Annotated in this window: 14 protein-coding genes; all 14 read right to left on the bottom strand. The window is 66.0% G+C overall.

Features of this window, described 5'->3' with window-relative positions; all coding sequences use genetic code 11:
- Positions 1-33 precede the first annotated feature (33 nt).
- On the bottom strand, positions 34-858 hold the full coding sequence (locus BJG92_RS13460) for a F0F1 ATP synthase subunit delta (RefSeq protein ID WP_232084506.1): 825 nt from the start codon (positions 856-858) through the stop codon (positions 34-36).
- Positions 858-1,406, bottom strand: coding sequence for a F0F1 ATP synthase subunit B (locus BJG92_RS13455; protein ID WP_232084505.1), 549 nt, complete (start codon positions 1,404-1,406; stop codon positions 858-860). The genes BJG92_RS13460 and BJG92_RS13455 overlap by 1 nt, the downstream gene beginning before the upstream one ends.
- 56 nt (positions 1,407-1,462) lie before the next feature.
- Positions 1,463-1,666 carry an ATP synthase F0 subunit C gene (gene atpE, locus BJG92_RS13450; protein WP_232084521.1) on the bottom strand — a complete coding sequence of 68 codons (204 nt, stop codon included), beginning with the start codon at positions 1,664-1,666 and terminating at the stop codon, positions 1,463-1,465.
- Positions 1,667-1,745: 79 nt separating this feature from the next.
- Positions 1,746-2,546, bottom strand: a complete 801-nt coding sequence (gene atpB / locus BJG92_RS13445; protein ID WP_232084504.1) for a F0F1 ATP synthase subunit A — start codon at positions 2,544-2,546, stop codon at positions 1,746-1,748.
- A 413-nt stretch (positions 2,547-2,959) separates the two neighbouring features.
- Positions 2,960-3,445: a hypothetical protein gene (locus BJG92_RS13435; protein ID WP_232084519.1), complete on the bottom strand. Its 486-nt coding sequence runs from the start codon at positions 3,443-3,445 to the stop codon at positions 2,960-2,962.
- A 127-nt stretch (positions 3,446-3,572) separates the two neighbouring features.
- The gene (locus tag BJG92_RS13430) at positions 3,573-4,598 is read right to left on the bottom strand and encodes a glycosyltransferase family 4 protein (protein ID WP_232084503.1); all 1,026 of its coding nucleotides are present in this window, start codon (positions 4,596-4,598) and stop codon (positions 3,573-3,575) included.
- Entirely contained in the window at positions 4,595-6,469 is a 1,875-nt protein-coding gene (locus BJG92_RS13425; RefSeq protein WP_232084502.1) for a nucleoside-diphosphate sugar epimerase/dehydratase, read from the bottom strand. Before BJG92_RS13425 ends, BJG92_RS13430 begins: the two co-directional genes overlap by 4 nt.
- Positions 6,470-6,643: 174 nt before the next feature.
- Positions 6,644-7,609 carry a glycosyltransferase gene (locus tag BJG92_RS13420; protein WP_232084501.1) on the bottom strand — a complete coding sequence of 322 codons (966 nt, stop codon included), beginning with the start codon at positions 7,607-7,609 and terminating at the stop codon, positions 6,644-6,646.
- Between the two features lie 7 nt (positions 7,610-7,616).
- On the bottom strand, positions 7,617-8,525 hold the full coding sequence (locus BJG92_RS13415; RefSeq protein ID WP_232084500.1) for a glycosyltransferase: 909 nt from the start codon (positions 8,523-8,525) through the stop codon (positions 7,617-7,619).
- Between the two features lies 1 nt (position 8,526).
- Entirely contained in the window at positions 8,527-9,324 is a 798-nt protein-coding gene (locus tag BJG92_RS13410) for an L-threonylcarbamoyladenylate synthase (protein ID WP_232084499.1), read from the bottom strand.
- A complete protein-coding gene (prmC, locus tag BJG92_RS13405) occupies positions 9,321-10,232 on the bottom strand; it encodes a peptide chain release factor N(5)-glutamine methyltransferase (RefSeq protein WP_232084518.1) in 912 nt (303 codons plus the stop codon). The genes BJG92_RS13410 and prmC overlap by 4 nt, the downstream gene beginning before the upstream one ends.
- Positions 10,233-10,251: 19 nt before the next feature.
- On the bottom strand, positions 10,252-11,325 hold the full coding sequence (gene prfA, locus BJG92_RS13400; protein ID WP_232084498.1) for a peptide chain release factor 1: 1,074 nt from the start codon (positions 11,323-11,325) through the stop codon (positions 10,252-10,254).
- Between the two features lie 192 nt (positions 11,326-11,517).
- Positions 11,518-13,689, bottom strand: coding sequence for a transcription termination factor Rho (rho, locus tag BJG92_RS13395; RefSeq protein WP_232084497.1), 2,172 nt, complete (start codon positions 13,687-13,689; stop codon positions 11,518-11,520).
- 322 nt (positions 13,690-14,011) lie between these two features.
- Positions 14,012-14,986 carry a homoserine kinase gene (gene thrB, locus BJG92_RS13390; protein WP_374199800.1) on the bottom strand — a complete coding sequence of 325 codons (975 nt, stop codon included), beginning with the start codon at positions 14,984-14,986 and terminating at the stop codon, positions 14,012-14,014.

Here is a 14,986-nt window from a genome sequence, read left to right as displayed (position 1 = left end):
TTTCGTTTCGTTTGGTTGTGCTTGTCCGGCCAGCTAAGCAAGCTGACGGCGAAGCTGGTTCAGGCGGGAGAGAACCGAAGCGTCTACCACTTCATCCCCTACCTGAATCCGGATGCCACCGATAAGTTCCGGGTCAACGTTCATGTTGATCTTGAGCTCGCGCCCGTAAAGGGCGTCCAGCCCCGCCTGCAGGCGGCTCGTCTGTGGGGCCGTCATGGGACGGGTGACGCCAACGGTTGCAATCCAGCGCTGTTGGCGCTTGGCTGCTAGTTCGGCGAAACGACGGACAAGCGCTGTTACCTTGAGGCCGCGGGGCTGCGAAACTGCCTGTCCGATAAGGACTTTCGCTTCCTCGCTGGCACTGGGAACGAGCTTCCCAGCGAGGGCGGTCTTGGCTGCCGGGCTCGCCTGCTGCTCGGACAGAGCGCGCTGTACCTCGTGGTTGGATTCCACGACCTGGATGAAGGAGAACAGATCGTTCTCCAGCGCTTCCAGTCCGGTGATTCCCGAGGCAGAAACGGCCGTCTTGTTCTCAGCTACGGCAATGACCACCGAAGCGGCAAGGGTCTCGAGTGCATCGCCGATATCCCGAGCCGATGCCCAGCGTGAACTGGCCACTCCGCTCGCGACTTCCACGGCTTCAGCGGAGACCTTACCGCCGAAGAGCCGATTGACCAGGGCTGACTTTTCGTCGCCGCTGCGGGACGGGTCAGTCAGGGCGCGGCGCAAGCCAGCCGAGCTGTCCACCGTTCCCAGGATTCCGAAGAGTTCCGTAGCCAACTGCAGCGAGGCGGTGGGAAGCTTGACTTCCAACGCCACCAGCGCCGCGGTCAGCGATTCGCTCGATACACCTGCCATTACTGAGCTGCACCTGCGTTCTGGTTCTCCAGATCCGCCAGGAAGCGGTCAACAACGCGGGCAGCGCGTTGGTCATCGTTGAGGGCTTCGCCAACGATGCGCCCTGCCAGGGTCGTGGCCAGCGTGCCTACCTCCGCCCGGAGGGACACGACGGCCGCCTGACGTTCGGACTGGATGGCCGCGTGGGCCTGGGCCGTGATACGGGCAGACTCGGCAGCTGCCTTCTCCTTCAGCTCCGCCAGGATCTGGGCGCCTTCGGCACGTGCTTCCTCGCGGATGCGGTTGGCCTCGGCACGGGCATCCGTGAGCTGCTGCTTGTACTCCTCGAGTGCGGCAGAAGCCTCTGCCTGGGCCTTTTCAGCCTTGGCAATGCCGCCTTCAATGGCCTCGGCACGCTCTGCGAAGGTCTTCTCGAACATCGGGACAACGTACTTGACCACGATGTACATGAGGACAGCAAAGCCGGCGAAGACGACGCCCATTTCCCAGGGATTGGGAACCAAAGGCGACTGGCCTTCAACGGCGGCTGAGATGATCAGCTGATTCATAATTCACCCGTCCTTTTCTATTCGGTTCTGGATGTTCGCTTGGTTCTGACGAACGACTAGAGAACGAAAGCGAAGACCAGGCCGAGAATGGCGAGAGCTTCAGTCAGCGCGAGGCCGAGGAACGCGATCGGCTGGAGCACACGCTGTGCTTCCGGCTGGCGTGCTACGCCGTTGATGTAAGCGGCGAAGACGAGACCAACACCGATACCACCGCCGATTGCGGAAAGACCGTAACCTACGAGGTTGAGATTGCCTATCATGTTTCTTCCTTTCAAGATGCCGTCTTGTGCGGCAGGTTGTTTGGGTTGCTTCATCCCGCGAGGGGAAGGTTGTGGGTGCCTAGTGGCTGTCCGCGTGCAGGGCGCCTTCGATGTAGATCGCCGTCAGCAGCGTGAACACGTACGCCTGCAGCACCATGATGAGCGCTTCGAGCATGTACATGGCGATCGCACCGACGAGGACCAGAACCGACGCGCCCTTGAGGAGCACGTTCTCCTGCATCACGAGGTACTCGATGCCGGCGCCGGCGATCATCACGATGAGGTGGCCGGCCAGCATGGTCGCGAACAAACGCAGGCTGTGCGTGACGGGGCGGACCAGGAAGGTGGAGATGATCTCGATCGGAATGACGATCGGAAGGATGTAGCCCGGGACTCCGGACGGCACGGTAGCCAGCTTGAAGTAGCGCAGGCCGTTCTTCCTGACGCCGATGACGATCCACGTGATGTACACGATCGCGGCCATCACGTAGGCGCCGCCGACGTGCGAGAACGTCGGGAGCTGGATCACCGGGATGGCCCCGTAGATGTTGTTCACCAGGATGAAGAAGAACAGGCTGAACAGCAGGGGGACGTACTTCATGAAGTCTTTGCCGCCGATGATGTCCTTGGCGATGCCGTTGCGGACGAAGCCATAGGAGGCTTCACCTGCAAACTGCAGCCTGCCGGGGACGAGCTGGCCTTTGCGGGCAGCCATCAGGAAAAATGTGGCGATAATAACGACCGAAAGGATTACCAGCAGCATCTGCTTGGAGAATCCGTCGGCCGCCCCCCACGGCAGGATTGCCGGCAGGTGCATTTCTTCAATTCCAGGAGGCGTAAAGGATCCTGAATCTTGGGCCGGGAGCGCAAGCGCGATCAACGCGTTTCCTCTCTGCAGTGTCCATCATTGGGCGTTGGTCGGGAAGCGGGGACGTTTCCGTCGCCCCTTTCCCGTGTGAAATTATTTGGCATTACTGCTCTTCGTCCCGGGACGGGCCACGTGCAGCGGGGTCTTCACCAGCGGATGTTCCTGAACTGGTGAGGCCGTGCATATGAGAAAGATAGAACCCTCCCGTGGCTCCAAGCAGGGCGCCTGCGAGCACAATCCAGCGGGTTCCCCACAGATTATCCAGACCCCACCCTATCAAACTCCAGACGGCGATTCCGCCAACAATGTAACTGAAGACGGCGATCCCGGCGTTGTATCCGCCGTCCCTGCCGTTCTCGGACACACCGGGGGCACCGCCCGTGATTTTGGGGGTTTTCGGCTCGCGTCTGCGTCCGTCTTTGCGGCTAAACACTGGGGCCACCTTCGCTGGGGTCCGGGTCGTTGTAGATCTGCAGCCGGGCTGTGCTGAAGCCGTAGATCTCGGCAGCCTGCCAGAGGATGACCGTCACGACGGCGCCGGCCACGAACCAGCCCCGGGACAGCCAGTCCGGGGTGCCGACGGCAAAGAGCACGACCGCAAAACCGACCACTTTGATGAAGTAGGTTGCGGCGAACAGTCCGATCGCACCTGAGGGGTTGTTACGTCCCGCGAAGTGGCCGATCACCAGGCTGATGGCGAAGAAGGCCATCACGAGCGCCCCGCCGAAAATCCAGGACAGTGCGGCGGCCGCGCCGGCCATCAGAAGGGCCACCAAAGCGACCAGCAGCAATGCCCCGCCGCCGACGGCCGAGCACATCACCAGCAGGCGCAGCCACAAGGACTTTGTGGGACCGGAGACGCCAACGGGACCCTTGCCGGACAGAGGTCCGGGTTCGGCGTTGGAGGTCATGAGATCCCAATCGTCGGGGTGGCTGCTGGTCAGAGGTGCGGCGTCGAGCCGCACCTGAATTCTACACGAGATAGAACAGGGCGGCGCCCGGCCCCTGGCCGGGCCCGGCCTGCGGGCCCGGAGGTACTCAGGACACCGGCACGCGGGTGACCTTCTGCCGGCGTCGGAAATGCCGGATCAGGTCCGGGGAGGCGAGGTAGAGTCCCAGCACGGCCAGGCTGCCGGCCACGCAAAGCACCACCGTGGGCAGCGGTGCCGTGGCGGCGATGAACCCGAGGACGATGACGGCGGCGGTGCACACCGTGACGGTGCCGGCCGACTGCAGGTGCGAGAAGCCGACGTCGGTCAGCCGCTGGTACACGTGCTCGCGGTGGGACGCGTACCACCGCTCCCCCGCCTTGATCCTGCGCAGCAGTGTGTAGCCGGTGTCGGCCAGGTAGACCAGGATCGGCGACAGGACGTACTCGATGTAGACGCCGCTGAAGAACCCTGCCACGGCCAGGGCGGCAACAGAGGCGCCGAGCAGGTAGCTGCCGACGTCACCGAGGAAAACGGAACCGCGGGACAGATTCCACGGCAGGAAGCCCAGGAACGCCATGGCCAGCACGGCCCCGCCGGCGGTGAGCCACGGCTGGCCTGTCAGCATTCCGGCCACCGCATAGGCTCCCCCGGCGAGGACCCCATGGAAGCCGGAAATACCGTTGACGCCATCCATGAAGTTGGCAATGTTGATGTAGGCCGCAATGGCCAGCGCGGCGAGCGGCAGCCACCAGAAGGACTGTCCGGTGAGCAGCACCAGCGCGGCGGAACCGGCGGCGCCGATCCCGAGCTGGGCGCCGGCGCGTCCCCGGATGGAGAGCCCGCGGAGGTCTTCGACCCATCCCACGGCCGCGCTGGCGGCGATGATCGCCAGGGCCGCGAGGAAAATGGACCGGTCCACTGTCACCGCACGCAGGAGGATGGCGGCGACGTATCCCACGCCCGTTGCCAGGGAAACGGCCACGCCCATCCCGCGGATGGTCGTCCTGGCGTGGGAGGACCTGGCCGACGGGACGTCGACCACACCCATCCTGACCAGCCACGGCTTGACCACAAACGGAAGCAGCAGGCTCGCGACGAGGGTGATGCCGGCCGCTACGACTACTGGCATCATGACGCAACCCGGATGTTATCGCCCGGCTCGTCCGCTTCGTCGTCGGGGATCGACGCGATGTCGATCCCCTGCTCGGCCTCGACACGGGCAAGCCACGCCTCGAGGTTCAGCCCGGCCGGATCCTGCTCACGGGCCTGGGTGTGGGAGATCTTGGGGTGCAGGGGACGTTCGTCCAGTTCGCCGGTTCCGACGAGCTCTTCGTGGAGCTTCTCGCCGGGCCGCAGCCCCGTGTAGATGATCTCAATCTCCTTGCCGGACATCGCGATCATCCGCTCGGCCACGTCCAGGATCTTCACGGGCTCACCCATGTCCAGGATCATGACCTCGCCGCCGCTGCCGATCGCACCGGCCTGGATGACCAGCTGGCAGGCCTCGGGAATGGTCATGAAGAAGCGCGTGATCTCGGGGTCTGTCACCGTCACCGGTCCGCCGACGCGGATCTGTTCCGTGAAGAGCGGGAGCATGGAGCCGCGGCTGCCCATGACGTTCCCGAACCTGACGGAGACGAAGTTCCGGCCTGACTGGCGGGCCATCCAGGCCGTCAGCTTTTCCGCGACGCGCTTGGAATGGCCCAGGGCCGTCGTCGGGTTGGCCGCCTTGTCCGTGGAGATATTCACGAAGTGTGACACGCCCGTGCGCCCGGCCGCGCGCAGCACGTTGAGGGTGCCCAGGACGTTTGTCTTCCAGGCCTCCACCGGATACTGCTGCAGCAGCGGCGCGTGTTTCAGGGCGGCGGCGTGGAACACCACTTCAGGGCGGCGGTCCTCGAAGATTTCCTGGAGGGCGGCCGCGTCGCGGATATTGGCCAGCACGGTGTCGCGCCCCGCGAGCAGTCCCCGGCCGGTGATGGAGATCTGGGTCTGCTGCAGGCCGGTCTCGTCGTGGTCCAGCATGATCAGCTCCGCCGGGGAGAACTGCGTGATCTGACGGCACAGTTCGGAGCCGATGGAGCCGCCGGCGCCCGTGACCAGGACGCGCTTGCCCTTGATGTAGCCGGCAATCTCCTCGACCTTGATGTCCACGGGCCGTCGTCCGATCAAGTCCTCGACGGCCACCTCGCGGAAATCCGAGAATCCCTCGGGCGCGCCGCCGCCGAGCATGTCCCGGAGCGGGGGAAGGACCAGCACCCTGACGTTCAGGCCGGTGACGGCATCTGAAATCCGCCGGACCACAGAGGCCTCCACGTTGGCAAAAGCGAGTACCAGCACCGTGGCGCGGGTACGCCGGATGATGGCCGGCAGGTCCTCGCCCCGGCCCAGGACCTGGACGCCGGAGAGCCGCAGGTGCTTCTTCGTGGGATCGTCGTCGATCAGCCCGACGGGAAAATACGGTGAATCGGCGTCCTGCAGCATGCGCGTCAGGAGCGAGTTGCCGAGGAAGCCCGCACCGTAGATCAGGGTGTTCTGGGCGCTGTCGCCCGGACGGTTCTTACCCTCGACGTAAAGCCTCTTGGCGTAGCGGGCGGCTCCCATGAAAAGGCAGGCGAACGGGAAAGCGATGAGTCCGACGCTGCGGCCGATCCCTATGGCTTCGTAGAGCACCAGCAGGCTCAGCGTAATGGAGGCGGCCACAATGACCGTGACGAAGACGAGCGCCTTGGCTTCCTGGAAACTGCCGAAGGGATACCGCCCGCGGTACAGCGCCAGGGCATAGCCGGCCACGGCCTGGACAACAACGGCAATGCCCATGATGATCGTGGCACTGACAAGCTGTTCTTCCCGGATTCCCATTTCGTAGCGCAGCAGCAAGGCCAGGACAATGGCCACCACCCAGGACATCGAGTCGAGGAAAAGCTGGATCCAGATCCAGAGCGGGGGCTTCTTCTCGTCCAGGGCTGCGGCAGGTCCGCGCGCTTCAAATTTCTTAGTCAACAGAGGTTGCAACCGACTTCCACTACCACGGCGGCCATGCGCCTGTTTCAAAAATACCCGGCCGTACCACTGCCGGTCGGCACCGGGGTCTCCCACGATACTAATCGCTCCCGCGCCGGAACCCCGGGTCCGTCCCGGCCTGGAGCGGCCGGTTTATCCGGATCCGAGCCTGCGTCAGGAACTTTCCCGGCCCGCCGCAAGGGGCGCCGGCGGGACCGGCGGCATCGGCTGCCAGTGGCGGTCGGCAAGGATGCCGCGCGATTCACGCCATCCCTGCCACAGTGCACCGGCACCCTTCAGGGTGCGCTCTACCAGCACCAGGCGCACGAGTTCCTTGAGGTAGGTCAGGGCTGTCCCCGCCCCGAAGCCGAGCCGGTTGAACTTGCCGTGCGCCCGCAGGTACTGCGCCACATGGCCCCGGTTCCGCATCACATAGCGCCGGCTCAGGTCGGAGGAATCGTTGAGGTGGCGCACGCCCAGGTCCACCTGGCGCTGGGCCCGGACCTTCTTGATGACAAAGGCGTTCACGTAGACCACCGGCGTCTGCTGCGCGGCGAGCCAGCCGTAGATGAGGTCGTCCCACGTAATGAATAACCGCGGGTCCGGAAGGCCGATGTCCCGGGCCAGCGAGGCCTGGATCAGCATGCCCTCGAAGTTGCCCACGTTGGTGGGAAAAACGTCCGACGTGCGGAAGACATCGCCCGGGACGGGCAGGAAAACGCCGAGTGCCTCGACAAAATGGTGCTGCCAGAAGAACGGCTTGCCGGCGGCGTCATAGCGGCGGCCGATCAGGCAGGAGTAGTCCGGCGTGAACCTGGCCAGCGCCTCGACCGCCCCGGGGAGGACCTCGACGTCGTCGTCCATGAGCCAGAGCCACTCCGCGCCGCCCGCCAGGGCGAGTTCAACGCCGCGGGAGAAGCCGCCGGAGCCGCCCACGTTCGCTGGCAGCCGTTCGTACTGGAGGGGGAGCCCGCTTGCGGCCATGGCCCGGGAGAGGACTTCGGCGGTGTGGTCGCTGCTGGCGTTGTCCACCACGACGATTTTGTCCGGCCGGGTGGACAGCCTGCTGAAGGAATCGAGCAGATTCTGCAGGAAGTCGGCACGGTTGTAGGTGACCACGACGGCGAACAGGTTGTTCATGCCCGGCCTAGCTGTGGGTCGACATCAGGTGGGCGGGCGAGCCGAAGCCCTTTCCGCGGAACCCTGTGGTGTACGCCCGGAACCAGTGCGCGAGGCCCTTGAGGTCGCCGGTTTTCAGGAAGTAGTACGGGAAACCTACAACGTCAGCGCCAAACCACCGCAGGTTCCGGTACTTCCGCGTGAGGTAGCCGCGGTTGCGGAAGTAGCAGTACCGCTTGAAATCGCCCTCGGGAATGACGGGGGTGATGAAGCCGCCGAACACGGGCTTCATTTCGGTCCAGGTGGCGGGGTGCCGGACGGCGACGGTGGCCAGGGTGCCGTACTTCAGGCCGGCCTTCTTGACCCGGGACAGGAAGTCGACTTCGTCGCCCCGGATGAAGAACTTCACGTCGGGAATGCCGATCTTGTAGAAGACCTCAGTGCGGATCAGGGCGCCGTTGAAGAAGTGCACCATGTCCGGAAGGTATCCCATGGGCGCCAGCCGCGAGCGGTCGTTGGTCAGCAGTCCGTTGATCCGGAAGTTGAAGGAAAGCCGGGTGGGGTCCGCGGTGGCGGCGACGAGGGGGCTCACGATGTCGAGCTGGTGCTCCTCGGCGGTCTTGAGCAGTTCCGCCAGGCAGCTCGCGTCCTCGGGATGGCCGTCGTCGTCCATCATCCAGATCCACTCCGCGCCGCTGGCCATGGCAGCCAGGATCGCGTAGGCGAATCCCCCGGCGCCGCCGAGGTTCGCCTCCGAGCGCAGGTAGTTGATGTTGTCCCCGCCTGCGGCGACGACGTCGGTGGCCGGGACAGTGCCCGAGTCCACGAGGGCGATCGAGTGGATGGGGGCGGTCTGTTCGGCCAGCCCCTTGAGGAGAAGGCTGAGTTCCGCATGGCGGTCGAAGGTTACGGCCGCGACGGCGACTTTGGGCTGCATGTCAGTTCCTCGGTGAGTCGTCAACGGCGGCTGCACCATTGCTGTCAGGGGCCACGGCGGTGGTGGCCGGTTCATCGGTAGCGGTGGCGGCGTCGTCGGCCGGTTCATCGGTGGCGGTGGCGGCGTCGTCGGCCGGTTCCTCGCCGGCGCCCAGAACGCCCGGGACCACTTCGCGCAGCCGCGCCAGGCTGATGGCGCCCTCGCGGACGATGCGCAGCGGCAGGGCCGTCGCGTCGATGATGGTGGATGGCAGGGCTTCGGCGCCCTCGGCCGGACGGTGTCCGTCTTCGAGGTAGACCTCCACCGACTCCGCGAGCTGGGCCTCGGCGTCAGCGGCGGTCTGCGCGGCCGGCTGCCCCGTGCGGTTGGCCGAGGAGACGGCCAGCGGCCCCGTCAGCGTGAGCAGGTCCTGCGCGATGTCGTCGGCCGGGATCCGCAGGGCCACGGTGCCCCTGGTCTCGCCAAGGTCCCAGTCGAGCGACGGCTGGGCGTGCAGGATGAGGGTGAGTCCGCCGGGCCAGAAAGCCTCGGCGAGGCGCCGGGCCTCGGCCGGAACATCAGTGGCCAGACCGTCCAGGGCGTTGAGCCGCGGGATGAGGACGGGCGGGGGCATCTTGCGGCTGCGGCCCTTGGAGGCCAGCAGCAGGGTCACGGCCAGGGGCGAAAAAGCGTCCGCGGCGATCCCGTACACGGTGTCAGTGGGAAAAACAACGCACTTGTTCTCCCGGATGGCCCGCTGGGCATGTTCAAGTCCTGCGGCCCGCTGCTCGGCGGCCGCGCAATCATAGCTAGTCGTCACTGCCCTATCCTTTCATCACTTCTTGGGTCGGCCGGGTGGGCCAGGACTGCACTCGTGGCCCGTTCCCTGCCGTTGAGGTCACGATGCGTGCTGACCTGGCCCCAGAGCCCGGAGCGTTTGAGCATCGCGGCGATCCAGCCGGCCTGCACTTCGGCGTGTTCCATCACGAAGTAGCCGCCGGGGACCAGCAGCCTGGCCGCGGACGCCGCGGCCGCCGTCGGAAGTTCCATGCCGTCCGCTCCCCCGCCGTACAGCGCCTCCGGCGGATCGTGCAGGGCCACTTCGGGTTCGTTCGGGACCGCTTCGGCGGGTATATAGGGAGGATTGGAGACGACGACGTCGAAGGTGCCGTTGTGCTCCGGGAGCGCATCGCGCAAGTCGGCACGGACCAGGGTCACGCCGAGCGGTGCCAGGTTCCTGGCGGCCCAGGCGTGCGCAAATTCGCTGAACTCGACCGCAAACACCTCGGCGCCGGGAACCTCGTGGGCTATCGAGCCGGCAATGGCGCCGGACCCGGTACCGAGGTCGACAACCCTGGGCCGGGCCATGCCCGGCGCCTTGTCCCGGCCGCTGAGCCAGTCCAGGACCAACTGCACGACGGACTCGGTTTCCGGGCGGGGAATGAACACGCCAGGACCTACCGCCAGCTCCAGGTAGCGGAAATGCGCGACGCCGGTGATGTGCTGCAGCGGGATGCGCCGGGCGCGCTCGGCGACGAGGTCGGCATAGCCGTCCGGTTCCGGAGCGTCGCCGAGCATCAGCGCCCGGAGCCGGCCGAGCCCCCCACCGAGCAGGTGCTCGGCGAGGAGTTCGGCGTCGACCCGGGGGCTGGGCACCCCGGCAGCGGCCAGGACGGCCGTAGCCTCGCGGACAGCCTCGGCAAGGCTCAGCCCGGTGTTGTGTGTCATCACGGCGCAGGGCCCGGGACTAGTCGCCGATGGCGTCGAGGCGGGCCTGTTCGTCCATCTCGATCGCCGACTGGATGACCGGCTCCAGGTCGCCGTTCATGACCTGGTCCAGGTTGTAGGCCTTGTAGCCGGTGCGGTGGTCCGCGATCCGGTTTTCCGGGTAATTGTAGGTGCGGATGCGCTCGGAGCGGTCCATGGTGCGGATCTGCGACTTGCGCTGGGCCGAGTTCTCGGCGTCGATCTGCTCCTGCTGGTGCGCCAGGATCCGGGCGCGCAGCACGCGCATGCCGGCTTCGCGGTTCTGCAGCTGGGACTTCTCGTTCTGCATGGCCACCACGATTCCGGTGGGAAGGTGGGTGATCCGGACGGCAGAGTCGGTGGTGTTGACGGACTGGCCGCCGGGACCGGAGGAGCGGTAGACGTCAATCTTGAGGTCATTCTGGCTGATCTCGAGTTCCTCGGGCTCGTCCACCTCGGGAAGGACCAGCACGCCGGCGGCCGAGGTATGGATGCGGCCCTGGGATTCCGTCACGGGGACGCGCTGCACGCGGTGCACGCCGCCTTCGAACTTGAGCCGGGCGTAAACGCCTTCGGCGGGGTCGTTCGAGCTGCCCTTGATGGCCATCTGGACGTCCTTGTAGCCGCCAAGGTCCGATTCGTTGGCCGAGATGATTTCGGTCTTCCAGCCGCGGGATTCCGCGTAGCGGGAGTACATCCGCAGCAGGTCGGCGGCGAACAGGGCGGCCTCGTCGCCGCCTTCCCCGCCCTTGACCTCGAGGATGATGTTGCGGGCGTCGTCGGGATCGCGCGGGATCAGCAGCCGCCGCAGCTTCGCCGCGGCTACCTCCAGCGCCTCCTCCAGCACGGGCACCTCCGCAGCGAACTCCGGATCCTCGCCCGCCATTTCCTGAGCAGCCGCAAGGTCATCCTGGATTCCGTGCCAGGCATGGTACGCCTCGACAATGCCGTTCAACTGGGCGGAACGCCGCCCCAGTTTCCGGGCAAGCTTCTGGTCGGCATAGACGGCAGGATCCCCAAGCTGTGCCTGGATAGCATCATGCTCATCCAACAGGCCCTGTACGGACTCAAACATTTCACAACCTCTTTCGACTCTCTCAAGTCTAGTTACTGCAACGCGGGGTCACTTACCGCCCATCCGATCAGCCCTGATGGGCGGTAAGTGACCCCGCGTTGCTCTTGAAGCGGAGCAACGGGTTAACGCAAGAACCGCCCGAGAAATCGGCGGCCACGGAATGGCCGCCAATTTGTCGAGCGGTTACGCCAGCTACTTGTCGTTATCGGACTTCGCGCCGAGCGTCGTCTTCTGCACCTGCATGAGGAACTCGACGTTGCTCTGGGTCTCCCGGATCTTGTTCGTCAGCAGCTCAAGGCTCTGCTGCGTTTCGAGTCCGGAGAGGACGCGGCGCAGCTTCCACATGATCTTGACTTCCTCGGGGGACAGCAGGTTCTCTTCCCGGCGGGTACCGGACGCGTTGACGTCCACGGCCGGGAAGATGCGCTTGTCCGCCAGCTGGCGGGACAGGCGCAGCTCCATGTTGCCGGTGCCCTTGAACTCCTCGAAGATGACCTCGTCCATCTTGGAACCGGTCTCGACGAGAGCGGTTGCCAGGATGGTCAGCGAGCCACCGTTTTCGATGTTGCGGGCTGCACCGAAGAAGCGCTTCGGCGGGTACAGCGCTGCGGAGTCCACACCACCGGAGAGGATACGGCCGGACGCCGGGGCTGCCAGGTTGTAGGCGCGGCCCAGGCGGGTCATGGAATCCAGGAGCACCACGACGTCCATGCCCATTTCCACGAGGCGCTTGGCGCGCTCGATGGAGAGTTCGGCCACGGTGGTGTGGTCGTCAGCGGGACGGTCGAAGGTGGAGGCAATGACCTCGCCCTTGACGGTGCGCTGCATGTCCGTGACTTCTTCGGGACGCTCGTCAACGAGCACCATCATGAGGTGGACCTCAGGATTGTTCGTGGTGATGGCGTTGGCGATGGACTGCAGGATCAGCGTCTTGCCGGCCTTGGGCGGCGAAACGATCAGGCCGCGCTGGCCCTTGCCGATCGGGGCAACCAGGTCAATGACGCGGGGCCCGATCTTCTTGGGGTCCGTCTCGAGGCGCAGGCGCTCGGAGGGGTACAGCGGGACGAGCTTCGCGAACTCGACGCGGTCCTTGAGCTCCTCGGGGGTTTTGCCGTTGACCGAGGTGACGCGGACCAGGGCGTTGAACTTCTGGCGGGCGGTCTGCTGGCTGCGGTCTTCGCCTTCACGCGGTGCCCGGATAGCGCCGACGACGGCGTCACCCTTGCGCAGGTTGTACTTCTTGACCTGGGCGAGGGATACGTACACGTCGTTCGGACCCGGCAGGTAGCCGGAGGTGCGGACGAACGCGTAGTTCTCGAGCACGTCGAGGATACCGGCGACGGGCAGCAGGACATCGTCCTCGGTGAACTCGACGTCGTCGACGTCCGGCCCCTGGACTCGTCCCCGACGGCGGTCGTTGCGGTCGCGGAAGCGGTCGTTGCGCGAGGTGTTGTCGCGGCTGTCCTGGTTGCCCTGGTTGCCGGAGCGCTCATTGCGATCGTTCCGGTCGCGCCGGTTGCGGCGGTTCCGGCGGCTGCCGCCGTCGGAGTCGTCACTGTCGCGGTTGTCGCGGGGGTTTTCGCGGTTGGTGCTCTCACGGTTGCCCGTTTCGCGGTTGCCCGCGGACTCGTCGCGGCCGCCACGGGTGCGGGTGTTCTCACGGCGCTGGCCGTCTTCGCTGCCCTGTTCGGCCTGACGCTGATCGCCGCGCTGATCGTTGCGCTGTTCGGCCGGAGCCTCGACGACTGCGGTGTTCTGGTCTGCACTGTTCTGGCCTGCAGTGTTCTGGCCTGCGGCCTGTTCGCTGCCCTGGGCAGCGGCTTCGCCACGCCTGCGGTTGCGGGTTCGCGGCTGGCGGGTACGGTCGCCGGCTTCCGTTCCCGCGGAACCTGCAGTGCCGGTTTCGGCGGTGCCGGGCTCGGCGGAAACAGCCGGGGCCTCCGCCGGAGCGGCGGCCGGAGCCTCGGCGGCAGTCGTGATGACGCCGTCGCTGCCTGCGCGGCGGCTGCGGCCACGACCGCGGGCCCGGGGGTTTTCCTGGGCCGGAGCCTCGGACTCGGCGGCTGCAGAAGAAGCGACCGGAGCCGCGGCCTGGGCAGCGCTGCCGTTCACGCTTGCCTTCTCGGCGGCGCGGGCCGGAGCCTTGCTGACCGGAGTGCCCGCACGGTGGGCGGAAATGGCAGTGACCAGATCGCCCTTCCGCATGCGGGAACCGCCGGAGATCCCCAGCTGGCTGGCAAGTGCCTGGAGCTGGGCGAGCTTAAGGCCGGCGAGGCCGCTGCTCTTGGCGGGTGCTGCCGTAGACGATCCGGCAGCAGAAGATGATGTTTCCACAGCTGAAGACAGCTCAGTGGTTTCGGTCACGAAGGATCCTTCCCCCTCGACGGCGTCCAGGCTAGGAGCTGGACGCGATGATTTGATCTGGGCTGCAGTTCAGATCTGCAGCCGGGATTTCGGCCTTGCCGGATGGATATTGGCCAGCACGGCCGGATACTGATTCACCTGGCGCGTCCCGAAAACGAGGAACGGCGGGCTGACATGTCAGGGCTGCAGAAATGGAGTCTGCGGAATCCTGCGTCAGACCAAAAGCAGGTGGCACCGGAAAATATTGCGCAGTGAAAGATGAGAGCGGCAACTTGGCCAACATCGCGGTCTTCGAACGGTTAAGAACCTACCGCCTGCGTGTTTACCGCCGGTGCACTTCCACTTTAGCACCTTCAAGGTCGACGGCCAGCTTCATCACACGCCAGCCCACCTCCGGCGTGTTGGCTGCGGTGAAGGAGCCGATGAAGTCCACGATCGTGCGGGCTTCCGCCTCCCCGTTGGCGAGCACGAGCACGGTGGGACCGGCACCGGACACGACGGCGGCGTGGCCCGCACGGCGCAGGGCGGCGATCAGGTCCGCGCTGGGCCGCATCGCCTCGGCGCGGTAGCTCTGGTGCAGGTAGTCCTCCGTGCCGGCCAGCAGGAACTGCGGATCCTGCGTGAGCGCGTGAATCAGCAGGGCGGCCCGGCCCGAGTTCATGGCTGCGGCGTGGTGGCCCACCGAGGCGGGCAGCAGGGCGCGCGCGGCCTCCGTGGACAGCTCAAAGTCCGGCACGGCGACGACGGGAATCACCGAACGGGCCACGGTCGCGCACGTGCTGCTGTACTGGTCACTGTCCTGCCACGACAAGGCCAGTCCGCCGAATATGGCGGGTGCGACGTTGTCAGGGTGGCCTTCCATCTCGCTCGTGAGCTGCAGGATCCAGTCCTTGCCGCGGCGTGATACTTCCGGGACCAGGGCGTTCGCGGCAGTGACGGCAGCGACCACCGCCGACGCTGAGGAACCCAGCCCGCGGCCGTGGGGATTGACGTTCTCCGCGGTGATCCGCAGCCCCTCGTGGCGGAAGCCCAGCCGGTGCAGGGCCTCCGTAATGGCCCTCACCACGAGGTGGTTCGCGTCGCGGGGCAGCGTTTCCGCGCCCTCACCGCTGAGCTCGAATTCGAGCCCGCCACCGGCCAGGGTTTCCACGGTCAGTGTGTCATGCAGGGACAGTGCCAGGCCCAGGCTGTCGTAGCCCGGGCCCAGGTTGGCGCTGGTGGCCGGAACCCGGACCGTCACCTGCAGGCCGGCCGGAACAGCCGGTGCAGCGGCGGCGGACTCGGCCGGGACGGTGAT

The organism is Arthrobacter sp. SO5 (assembly GCF_020532805.1).
Classification (GTDB): Bacteria; Actinomycetota; Actinomycetes; order Actinomycetales; family Micrococcaceae; genus Arthrobacter.
Note: the sequence above shows the minus strand (reverse complement) of the source record. Positions and strands in the feature narration are given on the sequence as shown.